This window comes from Microbulbifer thermotolerans (assembly GCF_001617625.1).
GTDB classification, from domain to species: Bacteria; Pseudomonadota; Gammaproteobacteria; order Pseudomonadales; family Cellvibrionaceae; genus Microbulbifer; species Microbulbifer thermotolerans.
This window is the reverse complement of sequence record NZ_CP014864.1, coordinates 3,155,733-3,171,222: the sequence shown is the minus strand read 5'-3', so window position 1 is coordinate 3,171,222 and position 15,490 is coordinate 3,155,733. Positions and strand designations below refer to the sequence as shown.

General features: G+C 57.7%; 11 protein-coding genes. 5 read left to right on the top strand and 6 right to left on the bottom strand.

Annotation, left to right across the window (positions count from 1 at the left end):
* Positions 1-7 precede the first annotated feature (7 nt).
* Together A3224_RS13180 and A3224_RS13175 are read left to right on the top strand one after the other, a co-directional pair.
* Positions 8-1,114 (top strand): LacI family DNA-binding transcriptional regulator, encoded by a 1,107-nt coding sequence (locus A3224_RS13180; protein ID WP_067155534.1) that lies wholly within the window; start codon positions 8-10, stop codon positions 1,112-1,114.
* Between the two features lie 141 nt (positions 1,115-1,255).
* Positions 1,256-2,650 (top strand): alanine/glycine:cation symporter family protein, encoded by a 1,395-nt coding sequence (locus A3224_RS13175; RefSeq protein ID WP_067155532.1) that lies wholly within the window; start codon positions 1,256-1,258, stop codon positions 2,648-2,650.
* A gap of 156 nt (positions 2,651-2,806) precedes the next feature.
* Here A3224_RS13175 and A3224_RS13170 read toward each other — a convergent pair whose 3' ends face one another.
* Positions 2,807-3,409: a L,D-transpeptidase family protein gene (locus A3224_RS13170; RefSeq protein ID WP_231902392.1), complete on the bottom strand. Its 603-nt coding sequence runs from the start codon at positions 3,407-3,409 to the stop codon at positions 2,807-2,809.
* Positions 3,410-3,628: 219 nt separating this feature from the next.
* On the opposite strand from A3224_RS13170, the gene A3224_RS13165 reads away from it, so the two are divergent.
* From A3224_RS13165 to A3224_RS13155, 3 genes are all read left to right on the top strand, one after another.
* Positions 3,629-4,357: an AraC family transcriptional regulator gene (locus A3224_RS13165; RefSeq protein WP_067155529.1), complete on the top strand. Its 729-nt coding sequence runs from the start codon at positions 3,629-3,631 to the stop codon at positions 4,355-4,357.
* 108 nt (positions 4,358-4,465) lie between these two features.
* A complete protein-coding gene (yddG, locus tag A3224_RS13160; protein ID WP_082817626.1) occupies positions 4,466-5,389 on the top strand; it encodes an aromatic amino acid exporter YddG in 924 nt (307 codons plus the stop codon).
* 106 nt (positions 5,390-5,495) lie between these two features.
* Entirely contained in the window at positions 5,496-5,723 is a 228-nt protein-coding gene (locus A3224_RS13155; RefSeq protein WP_231902391.1) for an antibiotic biosynthesis monooxygenase family protein, read from the top strand.
* Between the two features lie 306 nt (positions 5,724-6,029).
* Here the strand turns inward: A3224_RS13155 and A3224_RS13150 are convergent, their stop codons facing one another.
* The 5 genes from A3224_RS13150 to A3224_RS13130 all read right to left on the bottom strand — a co-directional run bounded on the left by A3224_RS13150 (position 6,030) and on the right by A3224_RS13130 (position 15,228).
* Complete coding sequence (locus tag A3224_RS13150; protein WP_231902390.1) at positions 6,030-7,349, bottom strand: ferredoxin reductase family protein; 1,320 nt, start codon at positions 7,347-7,349, stop codon at positions 6,030-6,032.
* 450 nt (positions 7,350-7,799) lie between these two features.
* Positions 7,800-8,684, bottom strand: coding sequence for a polyphosphate kinase 2 family protein (locus A3224_RS13145; RefSeq protein WP_067155521.1), 885 nt, complete (start codon positions 8,682-8,684; stop codon positions 7,800-7,802).
* The gene (locus A3224_RS13140) at positions 8,681-11,242 is read right to left on the bottom strand and encodes a plasma-membrane proton-efflux P-type ATPase (protein WP_231902389.1); all 2,562 of its coding nucleotides are present in this window, start codon (positions 11,240-11,242) and stop codon (positions 8,681-8,683) included. The genes A3224_RS13145 and A3224_RS13140 overlap by 4 nt, the downstream gene beginning before the upstream one ends.
* Positions 11,243-11,486: 244 nt before the next feature.
* Positions 11,487-13,199, bottom strand: a complete 1,713-nt coding sequence (locus A3224_RS13135; RefSeq protein ID WP_067155518.1) for a SulP family inorganic anion transporter — start codon at positions 13,197-13,199, stop codon at positions 11,487-11,489.
* Between the two features lie 373 nt (positions 13,200-13,572).
* Positions 13,573-15,228 carry an alpha-amylase family glycosyl hydrolase gene (locus A3224_RS13130; protein WP_067155516.1) on the bottom strand — a complete coding sequence of 552 codons (1,656 nt, stop codon included), beginning with the start codon at positions 15,226-15,228 and terminating at the stop codon, positions 13,573-13,575.
* Between the last annotated feature and the right edge of the window lie 262 nt (positions 15,229-15,490).

The following is a 15,490-nucleotide window of genomic DNA, read 5'->3' as shown; positions in this document are numbered from 1 at the left end:
AAAGTCAGTGAAGCAGAGACAGCCCCGTCGACAGCGCGGCAGCGCGCCAACCATCAGCGACGTCGCCCGCGCGGCCGGTGTATCACCGATGACGGTTTCGCGTGTCATCAACGGCGAGAGCAACGTTAGGGCCAAAACCAGGGAGGCGGTCAACGCTGCCATTCAGGCGCTCGGTTACACGCCGAATCGCGCGGCGCGCAGCCTGGCCGGTGTGGAGCAGATCAATCTCGGCCTGCTGTACAGCAATCCCAGCGCCGCCTACCTCAGCGAGCTGCTGGTTGGCGGCCTTGAGCAGGCCAGCCGCTACAATGTGCAACTGATTGTTGAGAAGTGCGATGTGGAGCTGGACGCTGAAGAGGTGGCCTACCGGCTGATCTCCCGCGGTGTCGAGGGAATTTTGCTGCCGCCACCGCTATCCGATTCCCCGCGCTTGGTGGAAGTCCTCGAAACAACTGATACGCCGGCGGTGGCCATTGCCACCAGCCGCCCGCAGAAAAATGTTTCGGCGGTGAGTATCGATGATTACCGCGCCGCCCACGCTATGACCCGTCACCTGATTTCCCTCGGCCACAAGCGGATCGGTTTTATTGTCGGCGACTCCAACCAGGTCGCGAGTGGCCACCGTCTTCAGGGGTATCGCGATGCCCTGTGCGAGGCGGGGCTCGAAGCATCCGATGAACTAGTTGCCCAGGGGCTTTTTACTTACCGATCCGGCCTGGATGCAGCGGAGAAACTGCTCAGCCTCGGAGAAATTCCCACGGCTATTTTTGCCAGCAACGATGACATGGCCGCGGCAACCGTCGCCGTGGCGCACAGCTGTGGCCTGGATGTCCCCGGCGATCTGAGTGTGTGCGGTTTCGACGACACGGCTCTGGCCACCACTATCTGGCCGGAGCTGACCACTATTCACCAGCCGATTATCGAGATGTCTCGCGCGGCCGTGGATTTGCTGGTGAAAAAAATACGCGCGCGCCGCGCGGGCCGGGAAGAGGCATGCCGCCAGTTGCTGCTGGACTATACCCTGGTGCGGCGCCAGTCGGACGCCCCGCCTCGCCGCCGCCCACTGATCAAGGCCGTAGGGGCTTCTGGAACACCGGAAACCCGCACTGAATAGCAACGAGTATTGGCGCTATGCCCGGGCTTGCCGCTCTGCTTCTTCATCCGCCCACCGCCGCGTGACGGCACCGCCGCCGTTTGCGGCGGGTCGCGAAAAGCGTCAGTATGGCAGGTTTCAACTACGGAAACCGAGCCTGCGATGTCCCTTCTCTCCGCTATTGATTCCGCTCTTTCCGCCTTCGCCGCCTTCGTGTGGGGGACACCGCTGCTGGTTCTGCTGGTCGGCGGCGGCCTGACCTTGCTGATCTGGTCCCGAGGCAGGCCCTACCGCCACCTGGGCCACAGCATTGGACTTTTGCGGGGCAAGTACGACGATCCGGCAGACCCGGGGCAGGTGCCGCATCGGCAGGCGTTGTCCACGGCGCTTTCCGGCACCCTTGGGCTGGGCAATATCGCGGGCGTGGCCATCGCCATCAGCACTGGCGGGCCGGGGGCGATTTTCTGGATGTGGGTGACCGCGCTGGTCGGCGTGGCCACCAAATTTTATACGGCCTCGCTGGCGGTCATGTTCCGTGGGCGCGATGCCAGCGGTGAACTGCAGGGCGGCCCCATGTATGTGATCCGCGAGGGATTGGGCAAAAAGTGGATGCCGCTGGCGGTGTTGTTTGCCCTGGCCGGCCTGGGCGGCATGATGCCCTCCTTTCAGTCCAATCAAACAGTGCAGCTGTTGCGGGAATCCTTTGCCGTGCCCCTGGGATGGGTGGACGAAGGCAATACACTGCTGTTTGATTTCACCGTTGGCTTGGTGCTGGCCGCGGCCGCCGCCGGGGTTATCGCCGGGCGCATCGAGCGCATCGGCAGGTTCACCGTGCGTCTGGTGCCGGGCATGGTGCTCTTCTATCTGGCCCTGACACTGATCGTGATCGGCTATTTCTGGCAGCAGGTGCCGGCGGTATTTGCACAGATTGTTAGCGACGCGTTCACCGGTCAGGCGGTGGCCGGTGGTGCCCTGGGTACAGTGATCGCCACTGGTATCAGCCGTGGAGCCTTCTCCAACGAGGCCGGTATCGGTACAGAATCCCTGGCCCACGGTGCCGCCAAGACCCGGGAGCCGATCCGCGAGGGCGTGGTGGCGATGGTGGGTCCGATTGTGGATACGCTGGTGGTCTGCACCTGTACCGCACTGGTGATTCTGCTTACCGGCGTGTGGCGGAATGCCGAGGGGGTGGAAGGCGTCACGATGACCGCCAGCGCCTTTTCCGAGGTGTTCGGCCACTGGGGACCGCTGCTGTTGCTGATGATGGTGTTGCCGCTGGCATTCAGCACCATCGTCACCTTCTGGTATTACGGTTTGAAGTGTTTTGTTTTTCTGTTCGGTGGCCGCTGGCAGCGCTTTTATACCGCCTTCTATCTCGCATTGGTCGCCATCGGCGCTGTTGCCTCGCTCAATGCCGTGAACAGTTTGATCATCGGTATGTACGCGATCATGGCGATTCCAACCATGACATCCACATTGCTGTTGGCCCCGCACGTCAACCGCGCGGCGCACAACTATTTTGTGGGTATGGCGGAAAAAAAAGAAACCCGCAAATAATTCAGGCGGGATACTGGGTATTCAAATGATAGGGAGAAAACCAACCTGTTTTTTCCCGTAGTGCCGCCGGATACGGTCCCTTGTATCCGGCGGTTTAAAGTTTCTATTCTGTCAGTGGCCCGCTCGCTCGGCTGGGTAAAGCCCGTGCGCCGATCCCTAGTGCACTACGGTGACCCGAGTGCCCACGGTGGCGTTCTGATAGAAAATTTTCGCCATATGCCAGGGCAGGCGGATGCAGCCGTGAGACGCCGGATAGCCCGGCACGCGACCCGCATGCATGGTGATAGGTCCATTGATGCGCATCATGAAGTCCATTGATGCACCGCGGAAAACGGCACCCGGAGGACGGCGGTGGCGGCGCACATCCACATTACTTCTCAGCACATAGCCGGTACGGCTGACATAGTGGCCGTAGAGGTTGGAGCGATGGCTGTACTTTTTCTCCGAGATACGGAAATTCCCGGTTGGTGTGCGATGCCCCGGCATACCTGTGGAAACGGGGGATACACCGGCCAGGCGACCGCCCTTATAAAAGTAAGCTCTCTGCTCGCTCAAAACGATTTTGATGTGCGGTGTTCCTCCGGAAACCTCGGGGCGCCACCAAGCCTGGCCCGCGTATCTGTCCTGATAAGTGGTGCCCTGACGCAGGAACTGATAGCCGTAGTCGACCGCGTGAGACAGGGGACTGAGCAACATTGCGCCGCCGATCAACAGGGCGCTCAACGAAGAGTTTTTCAGTAGGGATGAACGGCTTAGCATTGCGCACCTCTCTATTGCAAATGAACTTTGCAAACAACAGCGATTTTCGGTGGTATCCCCAGTGCGGCTTGCCGGTATGCTCCGGTATGCGCCGCTAAGTGGGCGGGCAACGGCCGCGGCCGTAGCATGTGGGAGAGATGGTAGAGTCGGCGGAGGTGCCGGATTACATCAAAAGGGAATGACGGCGCTAACGGTTAGAGCAGGTGCTATTATCCGCTGATGTCAAAGGCCAACTTGTTACTCGACCTGCGCAGTTACGACCGGGAAACCCGGCGGCATTTGCACGACTATCACCAATTGGTGTTGCCTGTGTCCGGCACCCTGGAAACCAGCATCGCCGGGCGGGAAGGCTGTGTTGATCGAGGTCGGGGGGCGCTGATCGCGGCGGGCGCAGAGCATGCCTTTGCTGCGGCTGCCGAGGATAACCGCTTTATCGTCGCCGATATCCCGGCGGCACTGGCCCCGGAGCTGGAGCGCCTGCCTGCATTTATTCCACTGGACGCGGCCCTCGGCCACTACGCCGCTTTTTTGCAGGCGGAGCTCGAATCATCCCGCTTCGCTTCCAGTCAGGGCCAGCGGCAGATGTTATTGCTGTTGGTGCAGCTGCTCACCGAGCGCTACGGCGGTGAACAGTGCATTGACCGCCGCGTTCAGGCCGCGCGCGCTTGGATAGACGAGCACCTGGCGCAGCCGCTGCCACTGGCCCGGCTGGCCGCCGTTGCCCACTTGAGCCCGCGCCGTTTGTCGGAGCTGTTCAAGCGCAGTTACGGCATGACGCCCCACCAGTATCAGCTTGAGCGGCGTATGCAGCGCGCCTGGAGTCTCCTCGAGCGCGGCGAGTTTAGTGTGGAGCGTATTGCCGAGGAGGTGGGTTACAGTAGTCTCTCCGCTTTCAGCGATCGCTTCCGCCGCCACTTCGGCAAGTCGCCGAGCCACTTTCGGAAATAGGTCGGTCATCTCTGCCATTTCGACAAAGTTTTGTGCCTGTGCGCGGAACCGGATCGGCGCGGTTACCGGTAAGCTGGCCTATCCGGTAATTTTGTGGAGATACCCATTGTGAAGCGGACACAAGCCACCGCCATCGGCAGCCTTTCTATTCTGCTTTGGGGTACGCTCGCATTACTGACGCAGCTGACCGAAAACCAGGTTCCACCTTTTCAGCTGCTGGCGATGACTTTTGCCACCGCCTGGTTGCTGATGCTGATCAAGGGGGTGCTGCTGGGGCCTTCGCCCAGGCAGCTGTTGCGCCAGCCAGCGGCCGCCTGGGCATTGGGTGTCGGCGGCCTGTTCGGCTACCACGCCTGCTACTTCGCCGCCATGGCATTGGCACCGGCGGTGGAAGTCAGTCTGCTCGCTTATCTTTGGCCACTGCTGATCGTGTTGTTGTCGGCACTGTTGCCGGGGCACAGACTGCTGTGGGTACATGTTGCCGGTGCTCTGGTGGCGATGGCCGGTTGCTGGCTGCTGCTCGACCGGGGCGAGGGTGGATTCCAGTGGCGTTACTGGCCGGGCTATGCACTGGCGCTGGGCTGCGCATTTTTATGGTCCGGATATTCGGTATTGAGCCGCCTGCTGGCACAGGTAAAAGGTGAGGCTCCGGCGGATGCGGTGGGCTGGTACTGTGCAGTCACTGCCTTGCTGGGGCTGATATGCCACCTGCTGTGGGAATCCTGGGTATGGCCGCAGGGAATCCACCAGTGGCTGGGTATCCTCGGTCTCGGTCTGGGGCCGGTGGGAATCGCCTTCTTCACCTGGGATTACGGTATCAAGCGCGGTGACCTGCGCTTGCTCGGTGTACTCGCCTACGGTGCGCCTCTGGTATCCACACTGTTGTTAGTCGTATTCGGCTATGCGGAATCTAGCTGGAGTCTGGTGTTGTCCAGTCTGTTGATTGTCGGTGGCGCGCTGCTGGCGGGCGCTGGCCCGCTGTGGCAGGCCCGCAAGGTGGCAAGAAGAACAGAGCAGTTGGAGACACCTTAAAAAACTGAGAGCAACTATGTCGAAAATTGCCAATACACCAAAACCTCCATACTACGCAGTTATATTCAGTAGCCATCGGACAGCTGGGGACAATGGTTACGCCGAAATGGCTGACTATATGATGGCGTTGGCCGCTCGGCAGCCGGGGTTTCTGGGGGTGGAATCCGCGAGGGAAGATTTGGGTGTTACCGTGTCCTATTGGGAAAGCCTCGAAGCTATCAGCAACTGGAAGAATAATTTAGAGCACCGTGAGGCCCAAAAGCTGGGCCGTCAGTGCTGGTACACCCATTTCCGGGTGCGAGTGGCAAAGGTAGAACGCGACTATGGATTTTAACGGGCCTTAGGGAACCTCAAATTAATTCGCGTGGATACTATGGTGGGTTCCGGGGCGCTCAAGCAATAGGATGGATGCTTCGAAAACGCACGAGTACTTCCCTGTAACTCCTATGGACACATCCCTGTATCCGACGGTTTCTAAATGCCCATCTTGTCACCTGAGCTTCTCATCCACCCACGAAGAATTCCTGCACCAGGAAGCGAATTAATCAGAGGTCCCCTAGATAATGGGCTAGCGGTAGGTTGCGGCTGGATATCTGGGATTGCATAGCGTCTCCCCTTGCCAGTGGCTAATGGTTGCAATCTATCGCATTTCAAACAGCTCCTGATGAAAGTGCTTTGCGGGCAGGCCGTGTTTCAGAAAATCCTTGCGCAAGGTGCTTCCGAATGCAGAGGGGCCACAAAACCAAAGGCTTGCGGAATACCACTCCGGTACGGCTGCGCGGATTTGTTCGGGTGTCAGGCGGCCGTCTCTCGGCGTGACGATCAGGTGCAGTCGCACCTTTGCCAACCTGGCGTCTTCAGTCAGCTTGCCAATGGCAGCTTCGTCGTAATCTCTGGTCACATGGAACAAATCTATTTCTTTTTTCCCAGGGAACTGTGCCAGATGTTTCATTTTCGCGATAAAGGGGGTAATCCCGATACCCGCTCCGATCCATATTTGCCGCGGTTGATCGTCATTAAAATCGAAGCAACCGTACGGGCCCTCCACGGATACAGGTGTGCCCACCTTCAATGACTGTCGCAATTGACTGGTCCAGTCTCCCAGCGATTTGACAATAAAGGTGAGACTAGGATCATCCGGGTTCCAGGCTGAAGCGATGGTGTAAGGATGCGCACCTTCAGTGGTTTTTGAAGTGACAAACGCAAACTGTCCGGGCGAGTGCCTCTTCCAGCCTTCGCTAAGTTGTATGCGCCCTTCGATAACCTTTACGCCGGGATAGGATTCGAGTGCACTGATATTTCCCTTAACGGTGCACTTTTTCCCGACCCTGCCAGCCAGTACCAGCAGAGCCGATATGGTGCCGCAAAGTAGCAACAATGCCGTGACCCAGCCGATGGGCTGGGACCAATATTCCGACTTGATCAGAACAAGACTGTGGTAAACCAGAACAAGATAAACAGCTGCCAGCCATTTGTGTGTTTTTCGAAACAGGTGATAGGGAAACCATTTAATCAGGGCCAGGGCAATCAAGAGTACCGCGGCATAAAATGCCCATTCGCCAACGGATTCGGCCGTTCCTCTTTGATCATGCAGCCACTGCTCCAGCTGCGAGAGCGCCTCGCCAGAAGGGCCATGGCGCTCCGGACGTTGCAGCCAGCCCCACCTGACCATCCACTTGGTACCTTGAGCCCACCACCAATGGAGTGTGGCAAAGATCAATGCGGTAATACCCAGCCATTTATGCAGGCGGTACATCTTGTCGAGCCCGTTTAATGGCTGTTCCATCCACTTCGGGCGCACTGCCAGCAGCATCGCCACACTCATTGAGCCTATGGCGATTATTCCAGAATACTGCGTGAATACGGTGCGGAAGGAAAAGTAGGAGAATGGAGTGGGAATGAAAGTATCTGCGAAAAGCCAGGCTCCGCTGAGTAACAGCAGGAGCAGCCAAAATGTCACCTTTATATACTTCAACTTAAAATGACCCTTCGGAGGAACCTCTGCTTGATTTGCTTGCTGGAGGTATAGCGACTTTGCGATCTGATAAGAAGCTCAGGTGATGGAATGGGCATTGCCTGAGTGTCCCGCAATTAACCGTGGCGTTCATGGGAATTCATCAGAGGTTCCTTAGACGCTCCCAAGACTAGCCGCTAATTGCGGGGTGTTACGGCTGGTGAGCTATAACACCTCGGTATTCTGTACCATTTATACAGGCTTGGCAAAGCGCAGTGGCGACTTGCCGGTCCCGGTATTTCCTCTGTTGCAAGAGGGCGGTTGAGAATACGAGTTTGACGAAAAAAATACCGGTAAAAAGAACTATTCTCATCCCGTTTTATCCCGTATTTGGAGAGAAACTCGGAAAATACGGGAACGAGAATCATTGTGTTGCAGCTATGGCAATTGCGTCGGTTATTTTTTCTTCTTCGGGCTCTTTTTTTCTCCGGAAATCAGTCCTTTCTTTTGTTCTCTCTGATCGAGAGAATGATATTTCTTTTTGATTTCGTCGATATTTTCCGTGGGCTTCGGGAATGCCATGTCCAGCGATTCCATTGCCTTTGCCACTATGTGGGAGATTGCCAGATTGCGGAACCATTTGTGATTCGACGGTATAACAAACCAGGGTGCGTAATCGGTGCTGCATTTTTCCAGCGCATCCTGGAATGCGCCGGTGTACGCATCCCAGTAGCAGGCTTCTGTATAGTCACTTTCGCTGATTTTCCAGTGACGGGTTGGATCGTCAATGCGCTTCTTGAAGCGCGCGAGCTGTTCTTTTGCGTCGATATGCAGATAAAACTTGAGAATCAGAGTGTTGTTGTCGGTGAGCAGTTTTTCGAAGTTGTTGATATGGTCGTAGCGCTTTGACCAGACCTCTTTTGGCACCATTTGGTGCACCCGCTGAACCAGCACATCCTCGTAGTGGGAGCGGTTGAAAATAGCCACATTGCCGCGCCGGGGCACAGCCTTGTGGCAGCGCCAGAGAAAATCGTGGTCCAACTCTTCCGCGGTGGGCTGCTTAAATCCGGTTACTGTACATCCCTGTGGGTTCATGGCACTGAGTACGTGATTGATAGTGCCGTCCTTGCCGGCGGCATCGCGCCCCTGGAGGCAGATCAGCAGGGAGTGCTTGTGTTCGGCGTACATCAGGTATTGCAAGTCGCGGATCTTGCGGTTGTAGTCTTGGATTTCTGGTAGCGCAGAGCGATGATTTTCGTGTTCACCCTTAAAGGATGCATCGATATTATCCAGATGAACTTTGCTTCCCGGTTTAACCCGGAATTTTTCATAGTAATTCATGATTTTTCACCGCGAGCGTAAGTGGACTTTTGTTGGTGCCGATAGAGAATTCGTTTCACCAGATCCAGGACAAACATCCAGGCAATCATATACAGCCACACCAGGCCGATAATGGCCCAGGGAATGGCGGGCACCAGCCAGCCGAAGCCGCACATCAGCACGGTCAGCACCTGGGTGCCGACGATAGCACCGAACAGCCGGGATGCCGGCCAGGGACGGGAGAAGAAAGCACCGCGGGCGCGCACGACAAACAGTAACAGGTGGCCGCCAGCCACTATCTGTAAAAACACTACTGTCTGAATTTGATCTTTTGAAAGCGGAATCCACGACTGCCACTGTGGATTGCCCAACCACTCCATGCCGATCAACAGCAGTCCCAGGGATTGCGCGATGGAAAACAGGCCGATAATGCTGGCCCCCAGCAGCAGCTGGCGCATCTGCCAGTGTACCGGTTTGGATGGCACAAGGGTGTTGTCGTAGGCGATGGTCATAATGGGGACGTCGTCCAGCAGGGCGATTAGGACAATCATAATTGGTGTGAGCGGAGGGAAGCCGAAAAAAACGGTGGCAAAGACAACCACCACCATAATGTCTAGGGTCATGGAAACCCGGAAGAGCACATAGTTAATGATGCGCTCAAAAATTTTGCGCGCTTCGTCGATGGCATCGATGACGGTGGAAAGCCCCGGTGCTGTCAAAATGATGGCGGCGGCTGCACGGGCTGCATCGGTCGCGCCGCTCACCGCAATGCCGCAGTCGGCCTGTTTTAGTGCGGGGGCATCGTTGACGCCGTCGCCGGTCATGGCGACCTGGTGCCCGCGTCCCTGCAGTGCTTTGACAATGGCGTATTTGTGTTCCGGGAATACCCGCCCGAATCCATCCGCCGTCTCCACACAATCGACCACTCTGGCCGGCAGGTGATTCATGTCCTGGTTTTTACTGAACAGATCGCCGGCGGCGCGAATGTTTGTCCCTATGCCCACCTGGGAGGCGATTTCTTTGCCGATGGCCACGTCGTCGCCGGTAATCATTTTCACCTGCAGCCCGTGATCGCGCGCTCTGGTGATTGTCTGGCGGGAGTCGTCCCGGGGAGGGTCTTCGAGGGAAAGGATGCCGAGAAAAGACCAGCTATGCCCCTGGTCTTCGGACCGGGCCACGCCGAGCGCGCGCAGTCCGCGCGCTGCCAGATCGCTGACACAGGCATCCGCCTTATCGGCCGTGTCCCCGGAAAGCTTGCACAGGGCGGCAATCGCCTGGGGCGCGCCTTTGGAAAAAAGCAGTGTCTTTCCGCTGCTGTCGGTGACCTGGGCCTGGGTGCGTTTGCTCACCGGATCGAAGGGCGTGAACTTGTCTGCGCGGTAAGTATCGAGGACTTTCTTGTCCCCCAGCCCGGCGAAGACAGCTTTGTCGATGGGATCGTCGGAATCCGGCTCGGACGCCAGTGCCGCGGCCTGAATCAATGTGGCCTTGTCCTCGGCGGCAAACAGTTGGGGATCGTGCAGGGTGAGTTGATTTTTGGTCAGGGTCCCTGTCTTGTCGGAACAGAGAATATCGACCCCGGCCAATTCCTCGATCGCTTCCAAACGCGAAACGATGGCTTTTTTCTTTGACAGCGTCAGTGCACCCAGGGCATTGGTGACAGTCATCACCGAGGGCATGGCCACGGGAATGGAAGCGATCAACAATACCAGCACCAGGCGCAATATGTCCAGCACATCGGACCAGTGCCAGTCTTTGGCGATGACAATATCCCGGTAGAGTTCACTGCCCACAAGAAACAACGCCAGAAACAGGCAGAGCGCGATAAGGAAGTCACCGATTTGTGTGACGGCTTTTTGCGAGTGAGACGGCCCCCTGCCTGCGCCCGCAACCAGTTTGGCGGTGCGCCCGAAAAAGGTATTCCGACCGGTGCCAATAACGACGGCGGTCATTTCTCCGCGTTTGGCGATACTGCCGGAGTAACCGAGATCGCCGATTTTTTTATTGACTGGCAGGGATTCTCCGGTGAGCGCCGCCTGGTCGATACTGATGGAGTCGCCGCCCACAAAGCGCACGTCCGCCGGTACTACCTGACCCAATTTTATGCGGACGATATCGCCGGGTACCACTTCGGCGGCGTCGATGGTGGTGAATTCGCCATCCCGCAGTACCTCCGCCTTCGGCGCCATGCCCGCCTTAAGTGCCGCCAGCGCGTTAGAGGCTTTGCGCTCCTGCCAGAAACCGGCGATCGCGTTGTACAGTAACAGCAAGCTGATAATGGCGAAGTCCGCCCAGTGGCCGATCAGTGCGGAAAGGAGTGCCGCAGCTTCGATCATCCAGGGTATAGGGCCCCAGAAAAAGCGCAAAAATTTGCGCAGTGCGCTCTCTTCTTTTTCGGTGATGGCGTTGCGGCCATACTTTTGCAACCTATTTGCGGCCTCGGTTTTGCTTAACCCTTTGGTGGAAGTTTTCAGGGTGGCATAGACGGAATTCAGATCCGCTTTTTCCAGATCGTCTCCACCTGCTTTGGATATCGTTGCCGTGGAAGCATTGCTCGATTGCTGCGATGTTTGTTGCACGTGAAATCCTTTTCTTGCCACAGTGTTACCGGGGCGGTTCCGGTGCGGGTTGTTGAAGGCCGCGCTGATGCGTTCGAGTGGTTGCCGTCGCTGCTTTCGGGGCACGCCATCACCTGAGCTTCCCATTTGGCAGAGGGGCTTCTACAGCGAACGAATCAGAGATCCATTAACAATCTAGCAGCTCGCCAGTCGCTGCAGCTGGTTCCATCGGCGTTCGCTTGGTGGAATATCAATGGCGGAGGCTTTACTCCGAGTGCGCGCTGCGCCCCTCTGCCTTTTTGGTGTCGGCGACTACAGCCTCCAAATTTTTGTAAAGGGCTTTGTCGTCAAAAAGCGCGCGAATTTGCGCCGGCGCGTTGGCGGAGGTGCCGCTCATGACCGCGGCAAATACCAGACGGATACCCCGGCGGGACAGGTATTTGTGCAATTCTCGCAGCGTCTCGGCAGCGGTAAAGTCAATATCATCCACTGCGGAGATTTCGATGCAGAAATAGTGTAGTGGCGGGTCGGCGCTGGTGGCCAGGTGGGTGACTTCGTCTGTCAGCAGCTGCGCATTGGCATAGTAAATACTGTGGGTGAAGCGGTAAATGATCAGGCCCGGTGCGGCCTGGGTGCCACTGCTGACCGGGCTGGCCTGCCAGCCGCCGGAAGCCGAGGGTCTCAGCAGCGCATTCCTGGGTTTATAACCGTGGCGGGTGTGCACAACCAGGGAAAGGGCCAGCGCAAGCATAATACCCTGCTCGACGCCGACCAGGATTACCGTCCCCGCCGTGGCCACCGCTACCCAGAACTCCGAGCGCCGCGCCGCGTAGATGGCGCGCATCCCGCGCAAATCGACCAGCTCCAGCCCAATAACAAAAACGACAGCCGCCAGTACCGCATCCGGCATATGGTGCAGTGTTTGGGTCATAAACAGCAGCACCATTAAGGTGATCATGCTGGTGACGACCATACTGAGCTGGGTTCGGCCACCGGCACTGTTCACGATTTGTGTTTTTGTGGGGCTGCCGTTTACGACGAAGCTGCTGCTCAATGCGGCGCCCAGGTTGGCAACGCAGAGCGCGCTGAGATCGGCATTTTCATCAAAGCGCTCGCCATAGCGGGTTGCATAGGCCCGCGCGGTGGCGGCACTTTGCGCGAGGATAACGATAAATATGGCGAATGCGGTCGGTGCAAGATCCACGATCAGCTGTGGGTGCCAATCGACCTTGGGCAGGCTCAGCTCCGGCAGCCCGGCAGGTAGCGTCCCCAGCACTGGTAGCTGCGTATCCAGATCCATTGCCCAGGTGGTTAGGGTGGCTGCCACTACTGCTATCAGGGCAGCGGGAATATGAGGCGAGCACTTTTTACAGCTTGCGATCAGCAAAAGCGCGCTCAGGCTAATGCCCAATGCATAGTAGTTGGGAGACTCCAACTGTTTCACGTATTGCCAGATATTCTCCCAGCCGCTGTATCCGGTTGGCTCCAATCCGAACATAGCCGGCAGCTGCCCCAGTGCCACCTGAATGCCGACGCCGGTAAGAAATCCGATCAGTACCGTGCGCGAAAGAAAATTGGCCAGAAAACCCAGCCGCACCCAGCGGGCCAGAAGCAGCAGCGCGGCGGCGAGTAAGGCGGTGAGCCCGGCCAGCGCGATATAGTGGTCAGTCTGAGGTGCCGCCAGTCCGGTGAGGCCGGCGGCGAGAATGGCTGCGGTCGCCGAATCTGCTCCAACCACCAGGTGGCGGGATGAACTCAGCAGCGCGTAGGCGAGTATGGGGATAAACAGCGTATAGATCCCGGTGACCACGGGCATACCGGCGATTTTCGCGTAACCCATCACTTCCGGTATCGCAAGCGCGGCGAGGGTGGCGCCAGCGAGAATTTCCCTCGGCAGCTGGCGCAGCGTCAACGGCAGAATCCCACGCAGCAGGGGCCGGGACTTGCGTAGAGTGGCGTGATCGGGTTGTTCGGACATCGTGACGCTGGCTGTGAAGGGACACCTGCAGCGGGTAAATGAACCGCATCCTTACAGCATAGCAACCGGGGCGGATGTGAAGCTCAGGTGATAGGACGGGCATTTCGAAACCGTCGGATACAGGGATGTATCCGTCGGAGCTACAGGGAAGTACTTGTGCGTTTTCGTAATGTCCGTCCTATTGCCTGAGCGCCCCGGAAGCTACCATAGTGTTCACGCGAATTAATCAGAGGCTCTAAAAAAAGGCCGGCACTAGGCCGGCACCGGAAGCAGACGTCGAAAGGAAAGACGTTCCAAAATCGTGTGACAAACGCTTACATATTTCGGGACAGGGCCCCTGAGCCGTTTTGCACTCAGCGGCGCTCAACAAAGTTTACTGTTTGCGCAGCAGTACTCGTGCTCCAGCGGGTGGCAGTGTTAGCTGTTCGCCGTTGCGCTCGCCGGCAAACAGCGTCGGTGTAATATCCTCCGCGCTGGAAAATTCGGACGGCAGTGCAAAAGTCTCCGCATCTTTGCCTAAATTCAGGGCAACGAGATATTCCCGCATTTCCCCCCGGCGGAAAAACACCAGCAAATCGTTTTGAGTGTCCACAATTTCCTGCGCGGCGGTTGCCAGTTCCGATGACTGGTTCTTGTGCCAGTCGAGCAGAGCGCGGAAACGGTTCAGCATCGATTGCGGATTTTTTTCCTGCAGGCTGACCGCCTTGTGGCAGTGCTCTTCTGGCACCGGTAGCCAGGGTTTCACCGCGGAAAAACCGGCATTGGGTTCGTCGCTGTTACTCCAGGGCATGGGGGTGCGGCAACCGTCGCGCCCTTTGAAGTCCGGCCATAGATTGATGCCATAGGGGTCCACCAGATCCTCAAAGGCGAGCTCCGCCTCTTCGAGACCCAGCTCCTCGCCCTGATACAGACAGACGCTGCCGCGCAGGGTCAGTTGCATCAGTAAAAACAGCGGCGCGCGGGCCATGGCCTGCTCGGTATCGAAACCTTTATTCCAGCGGGTAAAAGAACGGGGAACATCGTGGTTGCTGATGGACCAGCAGGGCCAGCCCTGTTCGATTACCTCGCGGTTCTTTTCCAGAGTGTCGCGCAGGAATTTAGCGCTGCTCTCCTCGGTCAACAGATCGAAGGAGTAGGCCATATTCAGGCGCTCGCCGGTGGTGTACTCCGCCATGATCTTGTGGGTGTTGTCATCGCCCACTTCGCCCATGGTCACGGTGCCGGGATACTGGTTCATCAGCTGGCGGACCCGCTGCAGGAACACCAGGTTTTCCGGTTGGGACTTGTCGTGAATGTGCCACTGATAGTTGTAGGTATTTACCGGCGGCAAGCCCTTCTCGTCCAGTTCCAGCGGGCGCGGCGGATTGTCGGCCAGGGACTGATCGTGGAAGGCGTGGTTGATGGCATCCAGGCGGAAGCCGTCCACGCCCCGGTCGAGCCAGAATTTCAGGTCGGACAGCAATTGTTCCTGAACTTCCGGATTGTGCAGATTCAGATCCGGCTGCTCTTTGAGGAAGTTGGTCAGATAGTATTGGCGGCGGCGGCTGCACCAGCGCCAGGCACTGCCGCCGAAATTGGACATCCAGTTATTGGGCGCGCTGCCATCCGGCTTGGGATCGGCCCACACGTACCAGTCCGCCTTGGGGTTGTCGCGGCTGGAACGGCTCTCCTCGAACCAGGGGTGCTGGTCGGAGGTGTGGCTGAGAATCTGGTCGATAATCACGCGCAGACCGCGCGCGTGCGCCGCTTCAATCAGGCGATCGAAATCGTCCAGTTTGCCGAAAATCGGGTCCACATCGCGGTAATCGGACACGTCGTAACCGAAGTCCGCCATCGGCGATTTGAAGAACGGGGAGATCCAAATGGCGTCCACCCCGAGGGACTGTACATAGTCGAGCTTCTCAGTGATGCCTGGCAGATCGCCGATGCCATCACCGTTAGCGTCGCAAAAACTGCGCGGGTAAATCTGGTAGATCACACCGCTGCGCCACCAGTCCCCGCTTTTGTCGCTGAAGGGCTTTCCGCTCATGCCTTGAGTCCGTTGGGTATTCATTAGGTTAGGGTGAGTATGGCGATGCTGGCTGGGTGCTGCCTCCTCCCCGGGCAGGGGGGAGGGAAAGGATTGGCCGGGTTGCTAATTAGTGGATTCAGGACTCTCCCGTATGAAATGGTGTGACCCAAAAGCATCAAATGGTCTCACAAGTTGGGATTGGTTAGGGCTGATATTTTGCATCATTGCGCCTGGTGCAAGCGGAAAGGGAGGGCAGGCAGGAGGTGCTCTTTGCGATGTA

Bases quoted from the DNA above. Each gene is read 5' to 3' on its own strand.
- A3224_RS13145 (WP_067155521.1), bottom strand. From the start codon at position 8,684: ATGAATTACTATGAAAAATTCCGGGTTAAACCGGGAAGCAAAGTTCAT.
- A3224_RS13135 (WP_067155518.1), bottom strand. From the start codon at position 13,199: ATGTCCGAACAACCCGATCACGCCACTCTACGCAAGTCCCGGCCCCTG.
- A3224_RS13165 (WP_067155529.1), top strand. From the start codon at position 3,629: ATGTCAAAGGCCAACTTGTTACTCGACCTGCGCAGTTACGACCGGGAA.
- A3224_RS13130 (WP_067155516.1), bottom strand. From the start codon at position 15,228: ATGAGCGGAAAGCCCTTCAGCGACAAAAGCGGGGACTGGTGGCGCAGC.
- A3224_RS13170 (WP_231902392.1), bottom strand. From the start codon at position 3,409: ATGCTAAGCCGTTCATCCCTACTGAAAAACTCTTCGTTGAGCGCCCTG.
- A3224_RS13175 (WP_067155532.1), top strand. From the start codon at position 1,256: ATGTCCCTTCTCTCCGCTATTGATTCCGCTCTTTCCGCCTTCGCCGCC.
- A3224_RS13155 (WP_231902391.1), top strand. From the start codon at position 5,496: ATGGCTGACTATATGATGGCGTTGGCCGCTCGGCAGCCGGGGTTTCTG.